This window comes from Pseudomonas helleri (assembly GCF_001043025.1).
Classification (GTDB): domain Bacteria; phylum Pseudomonadota; class Gammaproteobacteria; order Pseudomonadales; family Pseudomonadaceae; genus Aquipseudomonas; species Aquipseudomonas helleri.
In genome coordinates this window covers 125015-139530 of sequence record NZ_JYLD01000003.1, presented here as the reverse complement: position 1 = coordinate 139530, position 14516 = coordinate 125015, and the positions used below count along the sequence as shown (strand labels likewise).

The following is a 14516-nucleotide window of genomic DNA, read 5'->3' as shown; positions in this document are numbered from 1 at the left end:
AAGCCGCGCGCACACGCACTGCGCGCCGGCATAACGTTGTCGAATCAGTGAGCGACGCAGGTGCGCGCCGTGAACGAACGCGCAGTTACGGGGCTTGTGGTTGAAGCCTGGGGATTACGTAGCGGGGCGGGGGTTTGAGCGGGCCACGGGGCTGGGCTCGAGTGGGGCGTGCACGGCGGATCAGCCAGCCCAGTGCGATAAAGAAGATCAACGCCTGAGCGACCGAGGCGGCAAATGAGCAGGTGTCTTCCATGGCTTTCATGGACGTTGGTGACATGTCGCTGATCTTCGACATGTCTTTCATGGCATGGCTGGGGGTGTGGCTCATGCCGCACTCCATCCGTGTAGGTGCCCGCGAAAACGCACCGAGCATCTGCCCGTGGCAGATACTGCAGGCGAGGCCGTTGAACAGGATGAAAGCCAGCAGCATCCAGGCAACGAGCGAACGGTGGTCACGGGCAAGTCTCATGGGGCGGGAATCTACCACTGCTTTTTCTCGACTCACAGCGATGTGTACCGAGCCTGCGCGCTGGCGAGGCGCCACGCCGCGTCAATCAAGCGATCAAGGGTGGTGCGACAAAATGGCACGCGCCTCAGGCAAGTGCTTGATACAGCCGCATTTTCTGCTGAGTGCGGATTTGCTGCGGGTGCAGGCTGTACAGATTTCGCTGGCCAGTAGCATGTATTCACTAGGCATAACAGTTTGCTGGGATGTAATATCATTACATTATATTTCGAGCGACCCGCGTGAAGACTCTCCGATCCCCCCTTGTTGCAGGCATTGTCAGTTCTGCGCTGGCCCAGTCTGCGGGTAAGCGACTGTTAACCTCGTTGTGTGTGTTGGTGGTGTTGTGGCTGGGCATCGCCTGGGCGGTGGCGATTCCATGAGTGCAGCGAGCATTAGCCTGGATGACCTGACCGTCACCTATGAGCGCCGACCGGCGGTGCATCACATTAGCGGTTGCTTCGATGCAGGCAGCCTGACGGCGATTGTCGGCCCTAACGGTGCCGGCAAATCGACGCTGATCAAAACCATTGCCGGCACGCTAAAGCCCGCCGCCGGGCGGGTCGATCGCGGCAATCTGGCACTGCGCAATCTTGGTTATTTGCCGCAAGCGGCCGAGATCGATCGCAGTTTCCCCCTGAATGTTGTCGATACGGTGCTGATGGGCGCATGGCGCAGTATCGGTGCCTTTCGTGGCGTCAGCCGTGAGCAAGCCCGGCAGGCCCAAGAGGCCTTGATCGCCGTCGGGCTTGAAGGGTTTGAAGATCGCAGTGTCGGCTCGTTGTCGTCCGGGCAGTTTCAGCGGGTGCTGTTTGCACGCTTGTTGATGCAGAACGCCTCGGTGATTTTGCTGGACGAACCCTTTACCGCCATTGATGCCCGCACCACTCAAGACCTGCTCAAACTGATCCGCGACTGGCACGGTCAGGGCCGCACCGTGATCGCGGTGCTGCATGACATCGAACAGGTGCGCAAACATTTCCCCAATACGCTGCTGATGGCGCGTGAGGCGATTGCCTGGGGCGACACCGCGACCGTGTTGCACACCGACAATTTGCGCCGGGCGCGCAACATGGCCGAGTACTGGAGTGACGATGCCACGGCCTGCGATATGAACGAGGAGCAGCCTTCATGATGCTGTATCAGATGGTCGTGCAACCGTTTGTTGAATTTGGTTTTATGCGCCGCGCCTTGGTGGCTTGCCTGGCGCTGGGTATCGGCTCCGGTCCGGTGGGTGTGTTGTTGATGTTGCGACGCATGAGCCTGGTCGGTGATGCGATGAGCCACGCGGTATTGCCCGGTGCGGCCGTCGGCTTTTTGTTCGCCGGTTTGTCATTGCCCGCCATGGGCTTTGGCGGGCTGATCGCCGGACTGTTGGTGGCGTTGCTGGCCGGGTTGGTCAGCCGCTTTACGACTTTGCGCGAAGACGCCAGTTTCGCGAGTTTTTACCTCACATCGCTGGCTGCCGGTGTGTTGATTGTCTCGTTGCATGGCTCCAGCGTGGACCTGCTGCACGTGCTGTTCGGCACCATTCTGGCCATCGACAGCCAGGCCATTTTCATGGTCGGCGGCATCGCCTCATTCACCTTGATCGTCCTCGCCCTGATTTATCGACCGCTGATACTGGAGTGTTTCGACCCCGGCTTCCTGCGCGCCGTGGGCGGTAAAGGCTCGCTGTATCACGTGCTGTTTTTGCTGCTGGTGGTGCTCAATCTGGTGGCCGGCTTTCAAGCGCTGGGCACGTTGATGGCGGTGGGCATGATGATTATCCCGGCCACCGTGTCGCGGTTCTGGGCTACGTCATTGAGCGCGCTGATGATCATTTCGACCGTGGTCGCCACGCTCTCGGGCTTTATTGGCTTGATCGTTTCGTTTCATGCCGGCGTCGCCTCCGGCCCGGCGATTGTGCTGACCGCCAGTGCTTTTTATGTGATTTCGCTGCTGTTTGGCCGCAGTGGAATTGTCCGTCGCTTGCTCCCGAAAACGCATCTCACCCACTGATTTCCGACACTCACCCAAAGGGGATTCGCATGAAGCCAAAAATGCTGCTGGCTGCTGTTTTTGCATTGTCGAGTATGGCCGGTCTTGCCCAGGCAAAACCCATCGAAGCGGTGGCTTCATTCACCGTGCTTGCCGACATGGTGCAAAACGTGGGCGGTGACCATGTGCACGTGACCTCGCTGATCGGCCCTAACGGCGACCCGCATGCCTACGAGCCAACGCCTAATGACGCGCAGGCGTTGAAGCGGGCCGATCTGGTGTTTGTCAGCGGCTTGCACCTGGAAGGCTGGCTTGACCGCTTGATCAAGGCGTCGGGTTACCAGGGCCAGCCGGTGGTGCTGTCCAATGGCATCAAGACCCGCAGCATGGAAGAAGACGGCAAGCGCATCACCGACCCGCATGCCTGGAACAGTGCGGCGAACGGTGTGGTGTATGTGCGTAATATCATCAGCGCCTTGCAAAAGGCTGACCCGGCCAATGCCAGCGATTATCAGGCCAAGGGCGATCAGTACATCCAGCAGTTGGAGCAACTGGATGCTTATGCCCGTGCGCAGGTCCAGGCAATCCCCAGTGACAAACGCAAGGTCCTGACCTCGCACGATGCGTTTGGATACTTCGGCGATGCTTATGGCGTGACTTTCCTGTCGCCGCTGGGCTTCTCGACAGAAACCGAAGCGTCGGCTGCGGACGTGGGCAAGCTGATCAAACAGATCAAGCAAGAACACGTCAGCACTTACTTCTTCGAAAACTCCAGCGACCCGCGGCTGGTCAAGCAAATCGCTGATGCCAGCGGCGCGCAGCCGGGTGGCGAGCTTTACGTTGAATCGTTGTCACCTGCCGATGGCCCGGCGCCGACGTATGCGCAAATGTTCCGCTACAACGTCGACAAGCTGACGGCGGCGATGAAGGGCAATTAAAGCGTCTGTACTCTGTGGGAGCGGGCTTGCTCGCGATTGGATCGACAAGGTGTAACAGATAGACCGAGTCGCTTGCATCGCGAGCAAGCCCGCTCCCACAGGGAGGAATGGCGCTCGTCACAGCTGTCCGACAATCATTAATGCGATATAGATATATTAAATAGTTCTTTTATTGCCAATGGTTCGGGTTGTTAAACTTCAAGGCTAATGGCCTGCACTGCTGATCAGTGGCGGGGTCACGTTCTTAAGTTTTTCTTCTGAGATCCTGAGATGAGAATTAGCCTTCTGAGTTCGGCCGTTGCAGTTGCTTTGTCTCTCGTGAGCGCAGGCGTTTTTGCCGATGTCGCCGCCATCAAAAACAAGGGCGAGATTGTGATCGGTACCTTGGGTACTGATGAGCCCAACAGTTTCGTTGACCCCAAGACCCGTCAGATCATTGGCTATGAGATCGATCTGGGCAATGAAATTGCCAAGGATCTGGGCGTCAAGCCGGTCTACAAACAGATCGCCGTAGCCGCGCGGATTCCAGAGTTGCAGCAGGGCCGCGTCGATCTGCTGGCCGCCTCGCTGACCCACAACAAAGAACGTGAGGCGCTGGTCGATTTCTCGTATTCAGTGTTGATCACCGGGCAAAAAGCCATGGTGAAGAAATCCAGCGGCGTGACGGCACTTGATCAACTGGCCGGGGAAAAAATCCTCACCGTCAAAGGCGGTACTCAGGAACCCAACATCCTCAAGGCGTTGCCGACCGCTAAAGTCGTGACCTTCGATACTTCGCAACAGGCACTGTTGGCGTTGCAGCAAGGTAAAGGCAAGGCGTTTGTCGATGATGAATCTGCGCTGACCAACGATTTTGCGAAGATCGGGGCAGGCGCCAAAGGTTACGCAATTCTTCCTGAAAACCTCAGCACCGAAGCGCTGGCGCTGGCATTGCCCAAAGACAGCGGCGACTTGAAAGTGGCCGTCGACAAGACTCTCGCGCGTCTTGAAAGCTCGGGTGAAGCCGAGAAGCTGTACCTGAAATGGTACGGCCCGGGCACCAAATCGAACCAGGCCGAGCGCCATTTCAAGATCGACTCCGATCAGGTTGAGTAACCGCTGCCATTAGGCGGGCCGGTCATGACATTGCTGGTCTGGTAACCCCAGGCAACGCCAATGAATGGCCGGCCGGTCTCCAAGAGTTTTGCGCGAGATGCTGGATTTTGATTATTCGTTACTCCTGAGCGGTCAATACCACGACATGCTGCTCAGTGGCTTGATGCTGTCCATCAAGCTCGCCTGTGTCACGTTAGTGTGCGCACTTCCGTTGGCCCTGTTCATTGCCTTGCTGCGCCTGTCACCTGTGCGGCCGCTGCAATGGCTGGGTTTTGCCTACGTCGAGTCCATCCGCAATATTCCGCTGCTGGCGCACATGCTGTTCTGGTATTTCGCGGCGCCCGAGTTTTTGCCTGAGTCCTTTCGCGAGTGGCTCTACGCCGGCAACATTGAGGCCATCAGCGCCATCGTCGCACTGACGCTGTACACCGCAGCCTTTATGAGCGAAGACATTCGCAGCGGTATCCGTGCGATCCCCATTGTGCAACTGGAGGCCGGGCGTGCCCTGGGCTTTGGTTACCTTGCAAGCATGCGTCTGGTGGTCTTGCCGCAAGCCTTGCGGGTGACCGTTGCGCCGCTGATCTCGCAAACCCTCAATCTGTGGAAAAACACCAGCATCGCCACGGTGGTCGGTGTGGCCGAGTTGATGTATCAGGCCGGGCAGGTTGAAACCGCAACATTCCGCAGCCTTGAATCCTTTGCCTTTGCCACATCGGCCTATCTCAGCGTGTCGCTGCTGATTACCGGTGCTGCGGCGTGGTATCAACACCGCTACGTGCAGGCGAAATCACGATGACCACATTAGAGTTGATCGATTCGTACTGGGTGTACTTCCTGGTCGGTCAATACCCCAACGGGCCGCTTGGCGGGTTGGCGCTGACCTTGATCCTGGCGTCTGCCGCGCTGGTCTTGGCGATGCCGCTGGGTGTGCTGTTCGGCCTGGCGCGGCTCAGCCCGTGGCGCTGGCTGCGTTGGCCGGTCACGGCGCTGGTGTTTGTGGTGCGCGGCACCCCGTTATTGATGGTGATTTTTTGGGCGTACTTTTTTCTGCCCAGCCTCACCGGCTTCAAGACCGACCAATTCACCACCATGTTGATTGCGTTGGTGATCTTCGACGCGGCGTACCTGTCCGAGATCGTTCGCGCCGGGGTGCAGGGGCTGGATCGCGGGCAGGTGGAAGCATCGCGTTCGCTGGGGTTTGGCTATTGGCGCACGATGCGCTGGGTGGTCCTGCCACAGGCGCTGCGCACCATGTTGCCGTCGCTGGTTAACCAGTTTGTCTCGACGATCAAGGAAACCTCATTGGGCTACATCATTGGCCTCACGGAAATCTCCTTTATCGCCTCGCAGATCAACACCCAAGTGTTCACCATGCCGGCTCAGGTCTACCTGATTCTGGGGGTCACGTATTTTGTGTTGTGCTTTGGCCTGTCACGTTTCGCCTTCTGGCTGGAGCGTCGTCAGACGCAACGTGTTTCCTTAACTGACAACAGCAAGGTGACCTGATGATTCGCCTGGAAAAAGTTAACAAGTGGTACGGCACCTATCAGGCACTGGTGGATGTCGATGAGCACATTGCCAAGGGTGAAGTGGTGGTGATTTGCGGGCCGTCGGGGTCGGGTAAATCGACCTTGATCCGCACCCTCAATCGCCTGGAGCCGATCAAGTCCGGACGCATTCTGATAGATGGCCAGGACATCCACGCCAAGGACCTGGACCTTAACCAGTTCCGCTCACACATCGGCTTTGTGTTTCAGCAGTTCAACCTGTTCCCGCACCTCACCGTGCTGGAAAACTGCACGCTGGCGCCGATTCGTCTGCGCGGCCTGAGCCGGGCAGACGCTGAAAAAGAAGCCATGGCGTTACTCGACCGCGTGGGCCTTGCGCACAAGGCGAGTGCCTTCCCGATCAACTTGTCCGGTGGTCAGCAGCAGCGCGTGGCCATTGCCCGGGCTCTGGCGATGCGCCCACCGCTGATGCTGTTTGATGAGCCCACCAGTGCGCTCGACCCGGAGATGGTCGGTGAAGTGTTGCTGGTGATGCGCGACTTGGCCCGCGATGGCATGACCATGGTCGTGGTGACCCACGAGATGGGCTTTGCTCGTGAAGTGGCCGACCGGGTTTTATTTATGGATCAGGGCCGGGTACTCGAACGAGCGCCTGCCGAAAGCTTTTTCCAGAACCCGGAACATCCGCGCACGCAGAAATTTTTAGCGGATATCCGTACACCTTTTTCGTCTGCCGTTTGAGGGCTGAGTGGCCATGAGCACTGCGATCCGAGAGTTACCCATCATTGATGTGGCGCCATTGTTCACTGCAAGCGGGCGCAGTGAAGTCGCCGAGCAGATCAGCCGCGCCTGCCGCGAGCAGGGGTTTTTCTATGTCGTCGGGCATGGCATTGACCCGACACTGGTAGAGCGCCTTGAAGCCTTGAGCCATGAGTTTTTTGCGCTGGACGAAGCCACCAAACTGCGCTGGCGCATGGAACTCGGCGGACGTGCCTGGCGGGGTTACTTTCCGCTGGGCGGCGAACTGACCTCAAACCGCCCCGACTGGAAAGAGGGCCTGTATCTGGGCACTGAGCTGGACGACACAGCACCCGAAGTCGTGGCCAGGACCCCGGTGCATGGTGCAAACCTGTTCCCGGATGTCGTTGGTTTTCGCGAGACCATTCTTGCCTACATGGAGGCGGTGACTCAGCTTGGGCATCGGCTGCTCGAAGGCGTCGCCCTGAGCTTGGGGCTGGACGCGCAGTATTTCAACGACCGCTACACCGCCGACCCGCTGATACTGTTCCGGCTGTTCAACTACCCCTCGCAACCCGTGCCAGAAGGGCTGGATGTGCAATGGGGCGTGGGCGAACACACCGATTACGGGCTGCTGACCATCCTTCATCAGGACAGCATAGGCGGCCTGCAAGTGCGCACCCCACAAGGCTGGATTGAAGCGACACCGATTCCCGGCGCGTTTCTGTGCAACATCGGCGACATGCTCGACCGTATGACCGGCGGCCTGTACCGCTCGACACCGCATCGCGTGGCGCGTAACACCTCGGGTTCTGACCGCCTGTCATTCCCGCTGTTCTTCGACCCTAACTACCGCGCCCGGGTCCAGCCAATTGCAGGCTTGCCTGCGGTTGAACAACAAGACGATAGCGCCCAACGCTGGGACCAGGCCAACGTACACGCCTTCAACGGGGAATATGGCGACTACCTGCTGAACAAAGTGTCGAAGGTCTTCCCGCAACTGCGTGAGAGCGTGTTGTAAATCCAGCTGTAGGAGCGAGCTTGTCTCGCGATCTTTTGATCTTTAAAAGATCGCGAGACAGGCTCGCTACTACAGCCTAATGCTAGTGAGGCAACTGCGTACCTTTTTAAAGGTATTCATTAGCCTTGGATTTGCTCGGTTTTGGCGTGCCTAAAACTCGATTTAATTCGCCGGCGACAGCGATGAGTTGTTGCTCCAACGCTTCGACATCGGACTGGCTGATCCCATCGTTAATCACCTGCAACGTACTGGCTCGTTTTTTCGGAGCAGGGGCCAGGTTGTGCGCGTCTTCAGAGACCAATGCTTGTCGGAGAAGGTTATTGATCAACGTCTGATAGCCTGTTCCCGCACTTTCCGCGCGCTTGCGGGCAGCTTCAATCACAACATCGTCGAGCATGATGGTGATACGTGTCTTGCCTTTGCTGCTGGCAACCGCGCCGCGTTTGCCAGTACTGAAATCGTATTCGTCTTTCATGGTTCAAGCCTCCTGGTACTGGCGACGTTCATGTTTGGTTGCCAGTCTGGCACTGATAACACGCACAAAATGCGGATCTCGATACGTATAGGCGACAACCAGTACACGGCCCTTTGCATCCAGCCCCATGGTGACCCAGCGTTCTTCGTCGTGGTCATGGTCCTGAATAGTTACGCCAGCCTCGTCGTAAAACACTTGCTCCGCATCAGCCAAACTAATGCCTTTGTGCTTTTGCTGATTGGCGAGGTTTTTGGCCCTGTCGTATTGAATCCTGAATGCTCTCATTATGCATATTTTCTATGCATAAAAAAGCCGTTGTAAAGACCGTCAGTCAGCAAGGTATTTCTCCAAGTCTGGCGCTGTGGATACAGGATGATCCGGTCCAATCTTGAAGGGGTAGCCAACGAATTTCAGTACGCAAACGACGATCCATTGCGTATGAGGAGTATGAGTGGCTTGTCGGAAGAGATGTTTGGAGGCTGAGGGTGGGCGTGGATAGCTGGAGGGGAGAATACTGAACAACGAGGGAGAAGCAGAAGTGGAGCGGGTAGAGGGAATCGAACCCTCAACTAAAGCTTGGGAAGCTTTCGTTTTGCCACTAAACTATACCCGCTCAAAGCGGCTAACTTTGTACCAGAAGTCGGCCTAGATGAGAAGTTTTTTATTCTTGAAACGGGCATTTCAGGGCGTTGGTTAAAACCTTTTCGTGTTTCAAACACCGTTACAGCGCTACTGACAGTCGCTGTGCGGGCCTTGTGATGACAGGCTCTGGCGGTTTTAAAAAGTCGAGCAAGGCAATCTTGCTGATGTGGCTGGCCTGTTTGTGTTCCATGTCCAGAAAGTGTCCGGTGTTTTCTACGCTAACAAATTGGCTGTCGCGGATCGCGTGTGCAAATTGCCGTGCGTCATTGGCGGCGGTGTATTCGTCCCATTCGCCATTGATGAACAGCACCGGTATTTCAATGCGTTGTGTGGCCTTGAGATAGCACTGAGGGTCGCCGCTCAGCACCTGGTTGATGTGAAAGTGCATCTGCGCGTACTCGTGTTCGGCCAAGGTGCTGACGTGCCGGTAGTTGAAGCGCTTGAACAGGGAAGGTAGGTGTTTGCCCAATGTGTCGTTGACCAGGTTGCCGACCTGCGTGCGGTTGCAGTCCGCCAGGCAGCGGCGGCCGCGCTCCAGGTAGTTGCGCATGGGGACATTGATGAGGGGCGAAAATGAGCTGATGACGGCTTTTTCGATACGCCGGGGTGAACTGGCCAGGGCGGTCAGCGCGGCGGTGCCTCCCCATGAAAATGACAGCACGTACCGGGCGTCGAAGTGCTCAATCAACTCCAGAAGCACGTCGGCTTCCAGTTCTTGGGTCAGAGGATTCTGATGCCGGTTATGGGGTTTTGACTGACCTGCGTAGGGCTGATCGTAAAGGACGACGTTGAGGTGCGGGTGCAGGTTTTTGACGGTTTGGGTGAACGAGGCCGTGGTGGACATCGACCCGTTGACCAGAATGATGGTGTTTTGCGCGGTATCAGAGCGGTAGAACTCAGTGTGAATTCGATACTGCCCCTGAATGTCGAGCACAGCGATTTCGGGCTTCATCATGGGTCTGACTCCAGTGAATCGAGCGTCTGTCAGACTGATAATGCGCCGCGATTGTGACAGGCAGGCGTGGCCTTGAGCGCAGTTCACATCTGTAGGAGCGAGCTTGCCTCGCGATCTTTTCAACGATCAAAAGATCGCGAGGCAAGCTCGCTCCTACAGCGGTTGCATCGCAGGGCAGCACTGCTGGATTTCCTCTGACGTCAACGCGCGGTATTCGCCCGGGGCGAGTCGGCTGTCGAGCATCAACGGGCCAATGCTTTCACGGTGCAGGCGCACGACCTTATTGTCGAAGTAGCCAAACATGCGTTTAACCTGATGATAGCGACCTTCCACAATGCTTAAGCGTGCCGAGCGTGGGCCGAGCAGTTCAAGTGTGGCAGGCAAGGTGGTCAGGTCTTCGTAGGCGAAATACACGCCCTGTTCGAACCGGGTGATGTAAGCGTCAGTGATGTCTTGTTCAGTCTCGACGTAGTACACCTTGGGCAGTTTGGTTTGTGGTTGCGTCAGGTGGCGAGACCAATGACCGTCATTGGTGATGAGCATCAAGCCGCTGGTGTTGAAGTCCAGTCGACCCGCGATGTGCAAGTCGTGCTTGTCGTCTTCGTTCAGCAGATCGAGCACGGTCGGGTGCTCGGGGTCTTGGGTGGCGCTGACGCAGCCAGGCGGTTTGTGCAGCATGAAATAACGTGCGGGTTTGCCGGCTTGCAACACCTGTTCATCCAGTTCAACCCGGCTGAACTCGCGGATGTCATGGTGCGGGTCAGATACGATCTGACCATCAACCCGCACGCGCTTTTCAATCAGCAACAAGCGAGCCTGCTGGCGGTTGAACTGGGGCAGGTTGCTCAGAAAACGGTCTACGCGCATAGCGATCAATCACAAGAGATACAGGTGTGCATCTTACGCGAGGTGTTCTGGGGGCGCTGGAGGTAATTGGCTGAGTACGTCGGCGCAGCGGGGGCACAGGCAAGCTCTGTTGCGTTGCTCGGGCGCCAAAGCCCGCAGGATCTCAGGATCAATGCTGACGCTGTAACACCAGCAGGGCAGATGCTCGGTCTGTGCACTGGCCATAGAGCAGTCATTACGCGCACCACAGGCGGGGCAAAGGTCGGGGGCTGTCATGTCGGGTGTCCGTGGAGTGGCTGGCATCGGTGGCGCCAGTGTAAGCCTTGTGCAATGGCGCTGCGCTATACACCTTGTCGCGTACTGGCCTGGCCACTGGTCTGAGGGTTAGTGTTGCATGGCACTGAGTCTGCTTTTTGCGGTCATATAAATCGTCAGGCAGCATTGCTGTTTGGCGCCGTCCAGCGCCGCTGGATCGTGCCCCTTCGCGGTCCAGGAGGCCGCCATGTTCCGACGTCTACTCACTATTGTTGTATTGGGTTTGGCTGTGTCTGCGTGTGTGCCTTATAACTCGGGTTACAGCGTTTATCGCTCTGATGTTTATACGGTGCCAGCACCTTATTACTACGGTGTTTACCGACCTTATTACGTCTACCCGCACCCTTACTACGCCCCGTCGCCACACTACTGGGGCCCAGGACCTGGGTATCACTATGGTTATGGGGGAGGGTACGGCCGAGGCTGGGGAGGTCGATAAAACACAGAGCACGTAACGCGACTAATCCCTGCGTCGCAGGCTGGCGTGCGTATCGTCAGTCTGCGCTGCGGGTATTGATCAATTGACAATGGGAGCGAGCTTTTCTAGTGTCCGCGGCATTGTTTTTAAGGGTGTAGCCATGACGTCGGATGATCGTATAAAACTTGAAGCTGCCTGGAAGCAGGCTTTGCGTGAGGAGTTCGATGAACCCTACATGGGCGAATTGCGCGAGTTTTTGCGCCAGGAACATGCCGCCGGAAAAGAAATCTACCCGCCCGGGCCGTTGATTTTCAATGCGTTGAACTCAACGCCGCTGAACAACATCAAAGTGGTCATTTTGGGGCAGGACCCCTATCACGGGCCTGGCCAGGCTCATGGTTTGTGTTTCTCGGTTCAGCCGGGTGTCGCAGTGCCGCCTTCGCTGGTCAATATCTATAAAGAACTCAAGCGTGACTTGAATATTGATATCGCGCCTCACGGCTGTTTGCAGTCCTGGGCGGATCAGGGCGTGTTGTTGCTTAACACGACGATGACCGTGGAGCGGGGGATTGCCGCCTCCCATGCCAAAAAAGGCTGGGAGCGTTTTACCGATCGCATTATTCAAATCGTCAGTGAGCAGCAACCTCAGCTGGTCTTTTTGCTTTGGGGCGCCCATGCGCAGAGTAAGCAAAAGCTGATCGATGCGACTAAACATCTGGTGCTGACCTCGGTGCACCCGTCGCCGTTGTCGGCTTACCGTGGGTTTATCGGCAATGGGCATTTCAGCCGTGCCAACAAGTTCCTTGAGCAAAATGGCCTGACCCCGATCGACTGGAAGTTACCGCCTGTTTGATCAGGGCTCATACGCCGTTGGCACACCAGGTAAGGCGCCTGGTGTGCTGAGGCGCAATGATCTGAGCCTGTGCGGGTCAGACCAGGCGCAAGCGACAGTTATCGGGCGCCTCAATCACTCTGCCGACTATTGCTGCGACAGGCACAGCCCAGGTCATGCCGTTGGCCGGGTCGGTAATCACAGCGAGCGTGTCGCTGCTGGCACTGACGTCCAGACGTCGTCGTTCATGAATGGTTTTTAAATCGCCATAGGCATGACTGACCAGCTTTTCCGCAAGCGCTGTGCTTAATTCAAACGTCGTGACCAAATACCGAACTGCCTTGCAAAAAAGCACCTGATCGTTACCGGGGTGCTGAGCCTGATAACGTTGCAAGAACACCAGCGCAGCTTGCTGAAGGTAGGGGTGGTCTTCGATTTGCGAATAAATAAGAGTCATGCGCGGGCGCCCTCGGCAGTGATTTTTTCGGAGGGTAGCGCCGCTTGGCGCAACTCCTGATTGACACCCGGCAGGCGCACGTCCGGGTTCGGCATACCACTGGGAGACAGCTCATGGGTCATTTCAAATTCTGCCCTGACTGACCAGCCGCAGGCTTCGGTTGTGCATTGCAAATAAGCGACGCGTAAGAAGATATGTCGACCTTCGCTGGTGCGAATACGCATTCTGCTTAAGCAATGCGGACAAACCATTTTATAGGTGCTCATGACTGACTCCAATTGAACTATTGTTGTGTGCTCGTTTGAATAAGCACGTTAATTTCAAAGAAAGATCAATCCGTTGATCATGCAGGCTGACACCTTATGTCGGGGTTAGTCAGTTTTTTGATGATGAGTAATCCTTTTTAACTGTTCTTGTAAGAATTATGACTCCGGATAAGTAATCTTTTTTTCTAGTTTTCTTTATGTGTTTGTTTTTTCCTAATGGGCTGTTTCAATAGTCTTTTGTTTTGATGGGAAATGTTACATATCTATAACTAAAAAATACTCAATACGCGTAAATTCTGCCAAAAAACACAACAATGTCAAATTGGAAAAATTCAAATTGAGTAGCAGTAAATCTATTGAAATACTTGGACGGTTGAAAAAAATAACCCGCGTCAAAACAGACTCCGGGCTTTCTGAGATTCTGGGAGTAAGTCCGCAAACACTCAGTAGTTGGAAAGGGCGTGATCGCATTCCTTATTCGGTGTGTATGGAACTTGCCAGCGCACATGGTGTCTCGCTTGACTGGCTATTTGGTGGTCAGGGTCCAATGTTATTGCAGTCGACGGCGACGGTGGTCGAATCCGTAGGCAGGCTGTCGGAACATGAACGAAAAATGGTATTGATGTTTCGAACATTAAAACGCTCCGATCAACGCGTTGTGTATAAAGTGGCCGAAGAAAAACAACAGCTTTATCTGTTGCTTCGTCAAGTTGAAGAGCTGTCAGCCCGTCTTGAGTATGATGCCGCTCGCTGTTAGTTTATTTAGGCCCTTTAAAACGTCGCAGTACATCGAAAATATCTGCAGAGTTCACCCAAATCATGAGTTTTATGCTGATGGGTATGACCACCAGTGCGCAAATAAATGCAGTGACTCCCACGGATAAACCGTTTAAGTGTGGCAGGGCAACAGGGGTGAATAAATAACCGACGCAGGCGCTCAGCAGGAAGGAGCCTGCATGTTGCCAGCCCTTGAGAGACCTGCGTGCACTGGTGACCACCCACGCCCCCAGGCAGGCACCAAACACTGCATCACGGTCGATCATCGCGATCATCGCAAGCCCGATTTCCAGATACCAGTACGAAGCAAATCTAATCATTTCATTCGTCATGATGTCGGTACTCATGCGTGAACAAATGGGCGGCAGGCGGTTCATTCATAGAACAGCGGCGTCCGCACTTTTCAATTTTAAAGTGCTGATAAAGCTCAATGGCTGCAGTGGCTTCAACAGCGCTGAGGTACTGAGCCACCAACACGGAACAGTTATTGATAGTGGGGGCGGGTACTTCTTCTAAATACCCATAACCTTGTTGTTGAACATGCTGCTGCCACACGGTCAGTGCTTTATTGACGGTGGCAGTTGCACCGTGCGCTGCTGTTCTAAGCCGCCCTTCACTGATACTTGAACTCAAGGACAGTGCCTTCCTGAGCGATGTCAAGTTGATGGGGGGCCAAAACGCATCATCGCTGGTGCAGTCTGATAGTGAGAGAGAGGCTGTTGATAGGCTCATGCTTATAGTCCTTGGC

The 14516-nt window shown here is 55.8% G+C and carries 20 protein-coding genes and 1 tRNA gene; 10 read left to right on the top strand and 11 right to left on the bottom strand.

Annotated elements, in window-relative coordinates; translation table 11 throughout:
* Window positions 1-85 precede the first annotated feature (85 nt).
* Entirely contained in the window at window positions 86-469 is a 384-nt protein-coding gene (locus tag TU84_RS06115) for a hypothetical protein (protein ID WP_048368035.1), read from the bottom strand.
* 415 nt (window positions 470-884) lie between these two features.
* Here TU84_RS06115 and TU84_RS06110 point away from each other — a divergent pair, with 415 nt between their 5' ends.
* The 8 genes from TU84_RS06110 (at window position 885) to TU84_RS06075 (ending at window position 7785) form a co-directional block, all read left to right on the top strand.
* A complete protein-coding gene (locus TU84_RS06110) occupies window positions 885-1640 on the top strand; it encodes a metal ABC transporter ATP-binding protein (RefSeq protein ID WP_048368034.1) in 756 nt (251 codons plus the stop codon).
* Window positions 1637-2506: a metal ABC transporter permease gene (locus TU84_RS06105; protein WP_048368033.1), complete on the top strand. Its 870-nt coding sequence runs from the start codon at window positions 1637-1639 to the stop codon at window positions 2504-2506. Before TU84_RS06110 ends, TU84_RS06105 begins: the two co-directional genes overlap by 4 nt.
* 29 nt (window positions 2507-2535) lie before the next feature.
* Complete coding sequence (locus TU84_RS06100) at window positions 2536-3423, top strand: metal ABC transporter substrate-binding protein (RefSeq protein WP_048368031.1); 888 nt, start codon at window positions 2536-2538, stop codon at window positions 3421-3423.
* A gap of 270 nt (window positions 3424-3693) precedes the next feature.
* On the top strand, window positions 3694-4518 hold the full coding sequence (locus TU84_RS06095) for an ABC transporter substrate-binding protein (protein WP_048368029.1): 825 nt from the start codon (window positions 3694-3696) through the stop codon (window positions 4516-4518).
* A 97-nt stretch (window positions 4519-4615) separates the two neighbouring features.
* Window positions 4616-5314, top strand: coding sequence for an amino acid ABC transporter permease (locus TU84_RS06090; protein ID WP_048368027.1), 699 nt, complete (start codon window positions 4616-4618; stop codon window positions 5312-5314).
* A complete protein-coding gene (locus TU84_RS06085; protein WP_048368024.1) occupies window positions 5311-6024 on the top strand; it encodes an amino acid ABC transporter permease in 714 nt (237 codons plus the stop codon). Before TU84_RS06090 ends, TU84_RS06085 begins: the two co-directional genes overlap by 4 nt.
* Window positions 6024-6767 carry an amino acid ABC transporter ATP-binding protein gene (locus TU84_RS06080; protein WP_048368023.1) on the top strand — a complete coding sequence of 248 codons (744 nt, stop codon included), beginning with the start codon at window positions 6024-6026 and terminating at the stop codon, window positions 6765-6767. Before TU84_RS06085 ends, TU84_RS06080 begins: the two co-directional genes overlap by 1 nt.
* A gap of 13 nt (window positions 6768-6780) precedes the next feature.
* The gene (locus TU84_RS06075; RefSeq protein ID WP_048368021.1) at window positions 6781-7785 is read left to right on the top strand and encodes an isopenicillin N synthase family dioxygenase; all 1005 of its coding nucleotides are present in this window, start codon (window positions 6781-6783) and stop codon (window positions 7783-7785) included.
* 106 nt (window positions 7786-7891) lie between these two features.
* Here the strand turns inward: TU84_RS06075 and TU84_RS06070 are convergent, their stop codons facing one another.
* The 6 genes from TU84_RS06070 to TU84_RS25445 form a co-directional block, all read right to left on the bottom strand.
* Window positions 7892-8260, bottom strand: a complete 369-nt coding sequence (locus TU84_RS06070; protein WP_048368020.1) for a BrnA antitoxin family protein — start codon at window positions 8258-8260, stop codon at window positions 7892-7894.
* Between the two features lie 3 nt (window positions 8261-8263).
* Window positions 8264-8545 carry a BrnT family toxin gene (locus TU84_RS06065; protein WP_048368018.1) on the bottom strand — a complete coding sequence of 94 codons (282 nt, stop codon included), beginning with the start codon at window positions 8543-8545 and terminating at the stop codon, window positions 8264-8266.
* Between the two features lie 254 nt (window positions 8546-8799).
* Window positions 8800-8873: transfer RNA gene (locus TU84_RS06060), tRNA-Gly, on the bottom strand.
* Between the two features lie 108 nt (window positions 8874-8981).
* On the bottom strand, window positions 8982-9854 hold the full coding sequence (locus TU84_RS06055; protein WP_048368460.1) for an alpha/beta fold hydrolase: 873 nt from the start codon (window positions 9852-9854) through the stop codon (window positions 8982-8984).
* Window positions 9855-10010: 156 nt separating this feature from the next.
* Complete coding sequence (locus tag TU84_RS06050; protein WP_048368016.1) at window positions 10011-10724, bottom strand: pseudouridine synthase; 714 nt, start codon at window positions 10722-10724, stop codon at window positions 10011-10013.
* 33 nt (window positions 10725-10757) lie between these two features.
* Window positions 10758-10979: a cysteine-rich CWC family protein gene (locus TU84_RS25445; protein ID WP_082148633.1), complete on the bottom strand. Its 222-nt coding sequence runs from the start codon at window positions 10977-10979 to the stop codon at window positions 10758-10760.
* Between the two features lie 617 nt (window positions 10980-11596).
* On the opposite strand from TU84_RS25445, the gene ung reads away from it, so the two are divergent.
* Window positions 11597-12289 (top strand): uracil-DNA glycosylase, encoded by a 693-nt coding sequence (gene ung, locus TU84_RS06040; RefSeq protein ID WP_048368012.1) that lies wholly within the window; start codon window positions 11597-11599, stop codon window positions 12287-12289.
* A gap of 76 nt (window positions 12290-12365) precedes the next feature.
* Here ung and TU84_RS06035 read toward each other — a convergent pair whose 3' ends face one another.
* Entirely contained in the window at window positions 12366-12725 is a 360-nt protein-coding gene (locus TU84_RS06035) for a hypothetical protein (RefSeq protein WP_048368010.1), read from the bottom strand.
* Window positions 12722-12991: an Ogr/Delta-like zinc finger protein gene (locus TU84_RS25440; protein WP_048385491.1), complete on the bottom strand. Its 270-nt coding sequence runs from the start codon at window positions 12989-12991 to the stop codon at window positions 12722-12724. The genes TU84_RS06035 and TU84_RS25440 overlap by 4 nt, the downstream gene beginning before the upstream one ends.
* 337 nt (window positions 12992-13328) lie before the next feature.
* Here TU84_RS25440 and TU84_RS25435 point away from each other — a divergent pair, with 337 nt between their 5' ends.
* Window positions 13329-13748, top strand: coding sequence for a helix-turn-helix domain-containing protein (locus tag TU84_RS25435; protein ID WP_157403789.1), 420 nt, complete (start codon window positions 13329-13331; stop codon window positions 13746-13748).
* 1 nt (window position 13749) lies between these two features.
* On the opposite strand, the gene TU84_RS06030 is transcribed toward TU84_RS25435, so the two are convergent.
* Window positions 13750-14100 carry a putative holin gene (locus TU84_RS06030; protein ID WP_053225199.1) on the bottom strand — a complete coding sequence of 117 codons (351 nt, stop codon included), beginning with the start codon at window positions 14098-14100 and terminating at the stop codon, window positions 13750-13752.
* Window positions 14090-14500, bottom strand: a complete 411-nt coding sequence (locus TU84_RS25430) for a head completion/stabilization protein (RefSeq protein WP_082148630.1) — start codon at window positions 14498-14500, stop codon at window positions 14090-14092. Before TU84_RS25430 ends, TU84_RS06030 begins: the two co-directional genes overlap by 11 nt.
* Window positions 14501-14516: the final 16 nt, after the last annotated feature.

Coding starts and splice junctions, on each gene's coding strand:
- TU84_RS06115 (WP_048368035.1), bottom strand. CDS start 469: ATGAGACTTGCCCGTGACCACCGTTCGCTCGTTGCCTGGATGCTGCTG.
- TU84_RS06110 (WP_048368034.1), top strand. CDS start 885: ATGAGTGCAGCGAGCATTAGCCTGGATGACCTGACCGTCACCTATGAG.
- TU84_RS06105 (WP_048368033.1), top strand. CDS start 1,637: ATGATGCTGTATCAGATGGTCGTGCAACCGTTTGTTGAATTTGGTTTT.
- TU84_RS06100 (WP_048368031.1), top strand. CDS start 2,536: ATGAAGCCAAAAATGCTGCTGGCTGCTGTTTTTGCATTGTCGAGTATG.
- TU84_RS06095 (WP_048368029.1), top strand. CDS start 3,694: ATGAGAATTAGCCTTCTGAGTTCGGCCGTTGCAGTTGCTTTGTCTCTC.
- TU84_RS06090 (WP_048368027.1), top strand. CDS start 4,616: ATGCTGGATTTTGATTATTCGTTACTCCTGAGCGGTCAATACCACGAC.
- TU84_RS06085 (WP_048368024.1), top strand. CDS start 5,311: ATGACCACATTAGAGTTGATCGATTCGTACTGGGTGTACTTCCTGGTC.
- TU84_RS06080 (WP_048368023.1), top strand. CDS start 6,024: ATGATTCGCCTGGAAAAAGTTAACAAGTGGTACGGCACCTATCAGGCA.
- TU84_RS06075 (WP_048368021.1), top strand. CDS start 6,781: ATGAGCACTGCGATCCGAGAGTTACCCATCATTGATGTGGCGCCATTG.
- TU84_RS06070 (WP_048368020.1), bottom strand. CDS start 8,260: ATGAAAGACGAATACGATTTCAGTACTGGCAAACGCGGCGCGGTTGCC.
- TU84_RS06065 (WP_048368018.1), bottom strand. CDS start 8,545: ATGAGAGCATTCAGGATTCAATACGACAGGGCCAAAAACCTCGCCAAT.
- TU84_RS06055 (WP_048368460.1), bottom strand. CDS start 9,854: ATGAAGCCCGAAATCGCTGTGCTCGACATTCAGGGGCAGTATCGAATT.
- TU84_RS06050 (WP_048368016.1), bottom strand. CDS start 10,724: ATGCGCGTAGACCGTTTTCTGAGCAACCTGCCCCAGTTCAACCGCCAG.
- TU84_RS25445 (WP_082148633.1), bottom strand. CDS start 10,979: ATGACAGCCCCCGACCTTTGCCCCGCCTGTGGTGCGCGTAATGACTGC.
- ung (WP_048368012.1), top strand. CDS start 11,597: ATGACGTCGGATGATCGTATAAAACTTGAAGCTGCCTGGAAGCAGGCT.
- TU84_RS06035 (WP_048368010.1), bottom strand. CDS start 12,725: ATGACTCTTATTTATTCGCAAATCGAAGACCACCCCTACCTTCAGCAA.
- TU84_RS25440 (WP_048385491.1), bottom strand. CDS start 12,991: ATGAGCACCTATAAAATGGTTTGTCCGCATTGCTTAAGCAGAATGCGT.
- TU84_RS06030 (WP_053225199.1), bottom strand. CDS start 14,100: ATGACGAATGAAATGATTAGATTTGCTTCGTACTGGTATCTGGAAATC.
- TU84_RS25430 (WP_082148630.1), bottom strand. CDS start 14,500: ATGAGCCTATCAACAGCCTCTCTCTCACTATCAGACTGCACCAGCGAT.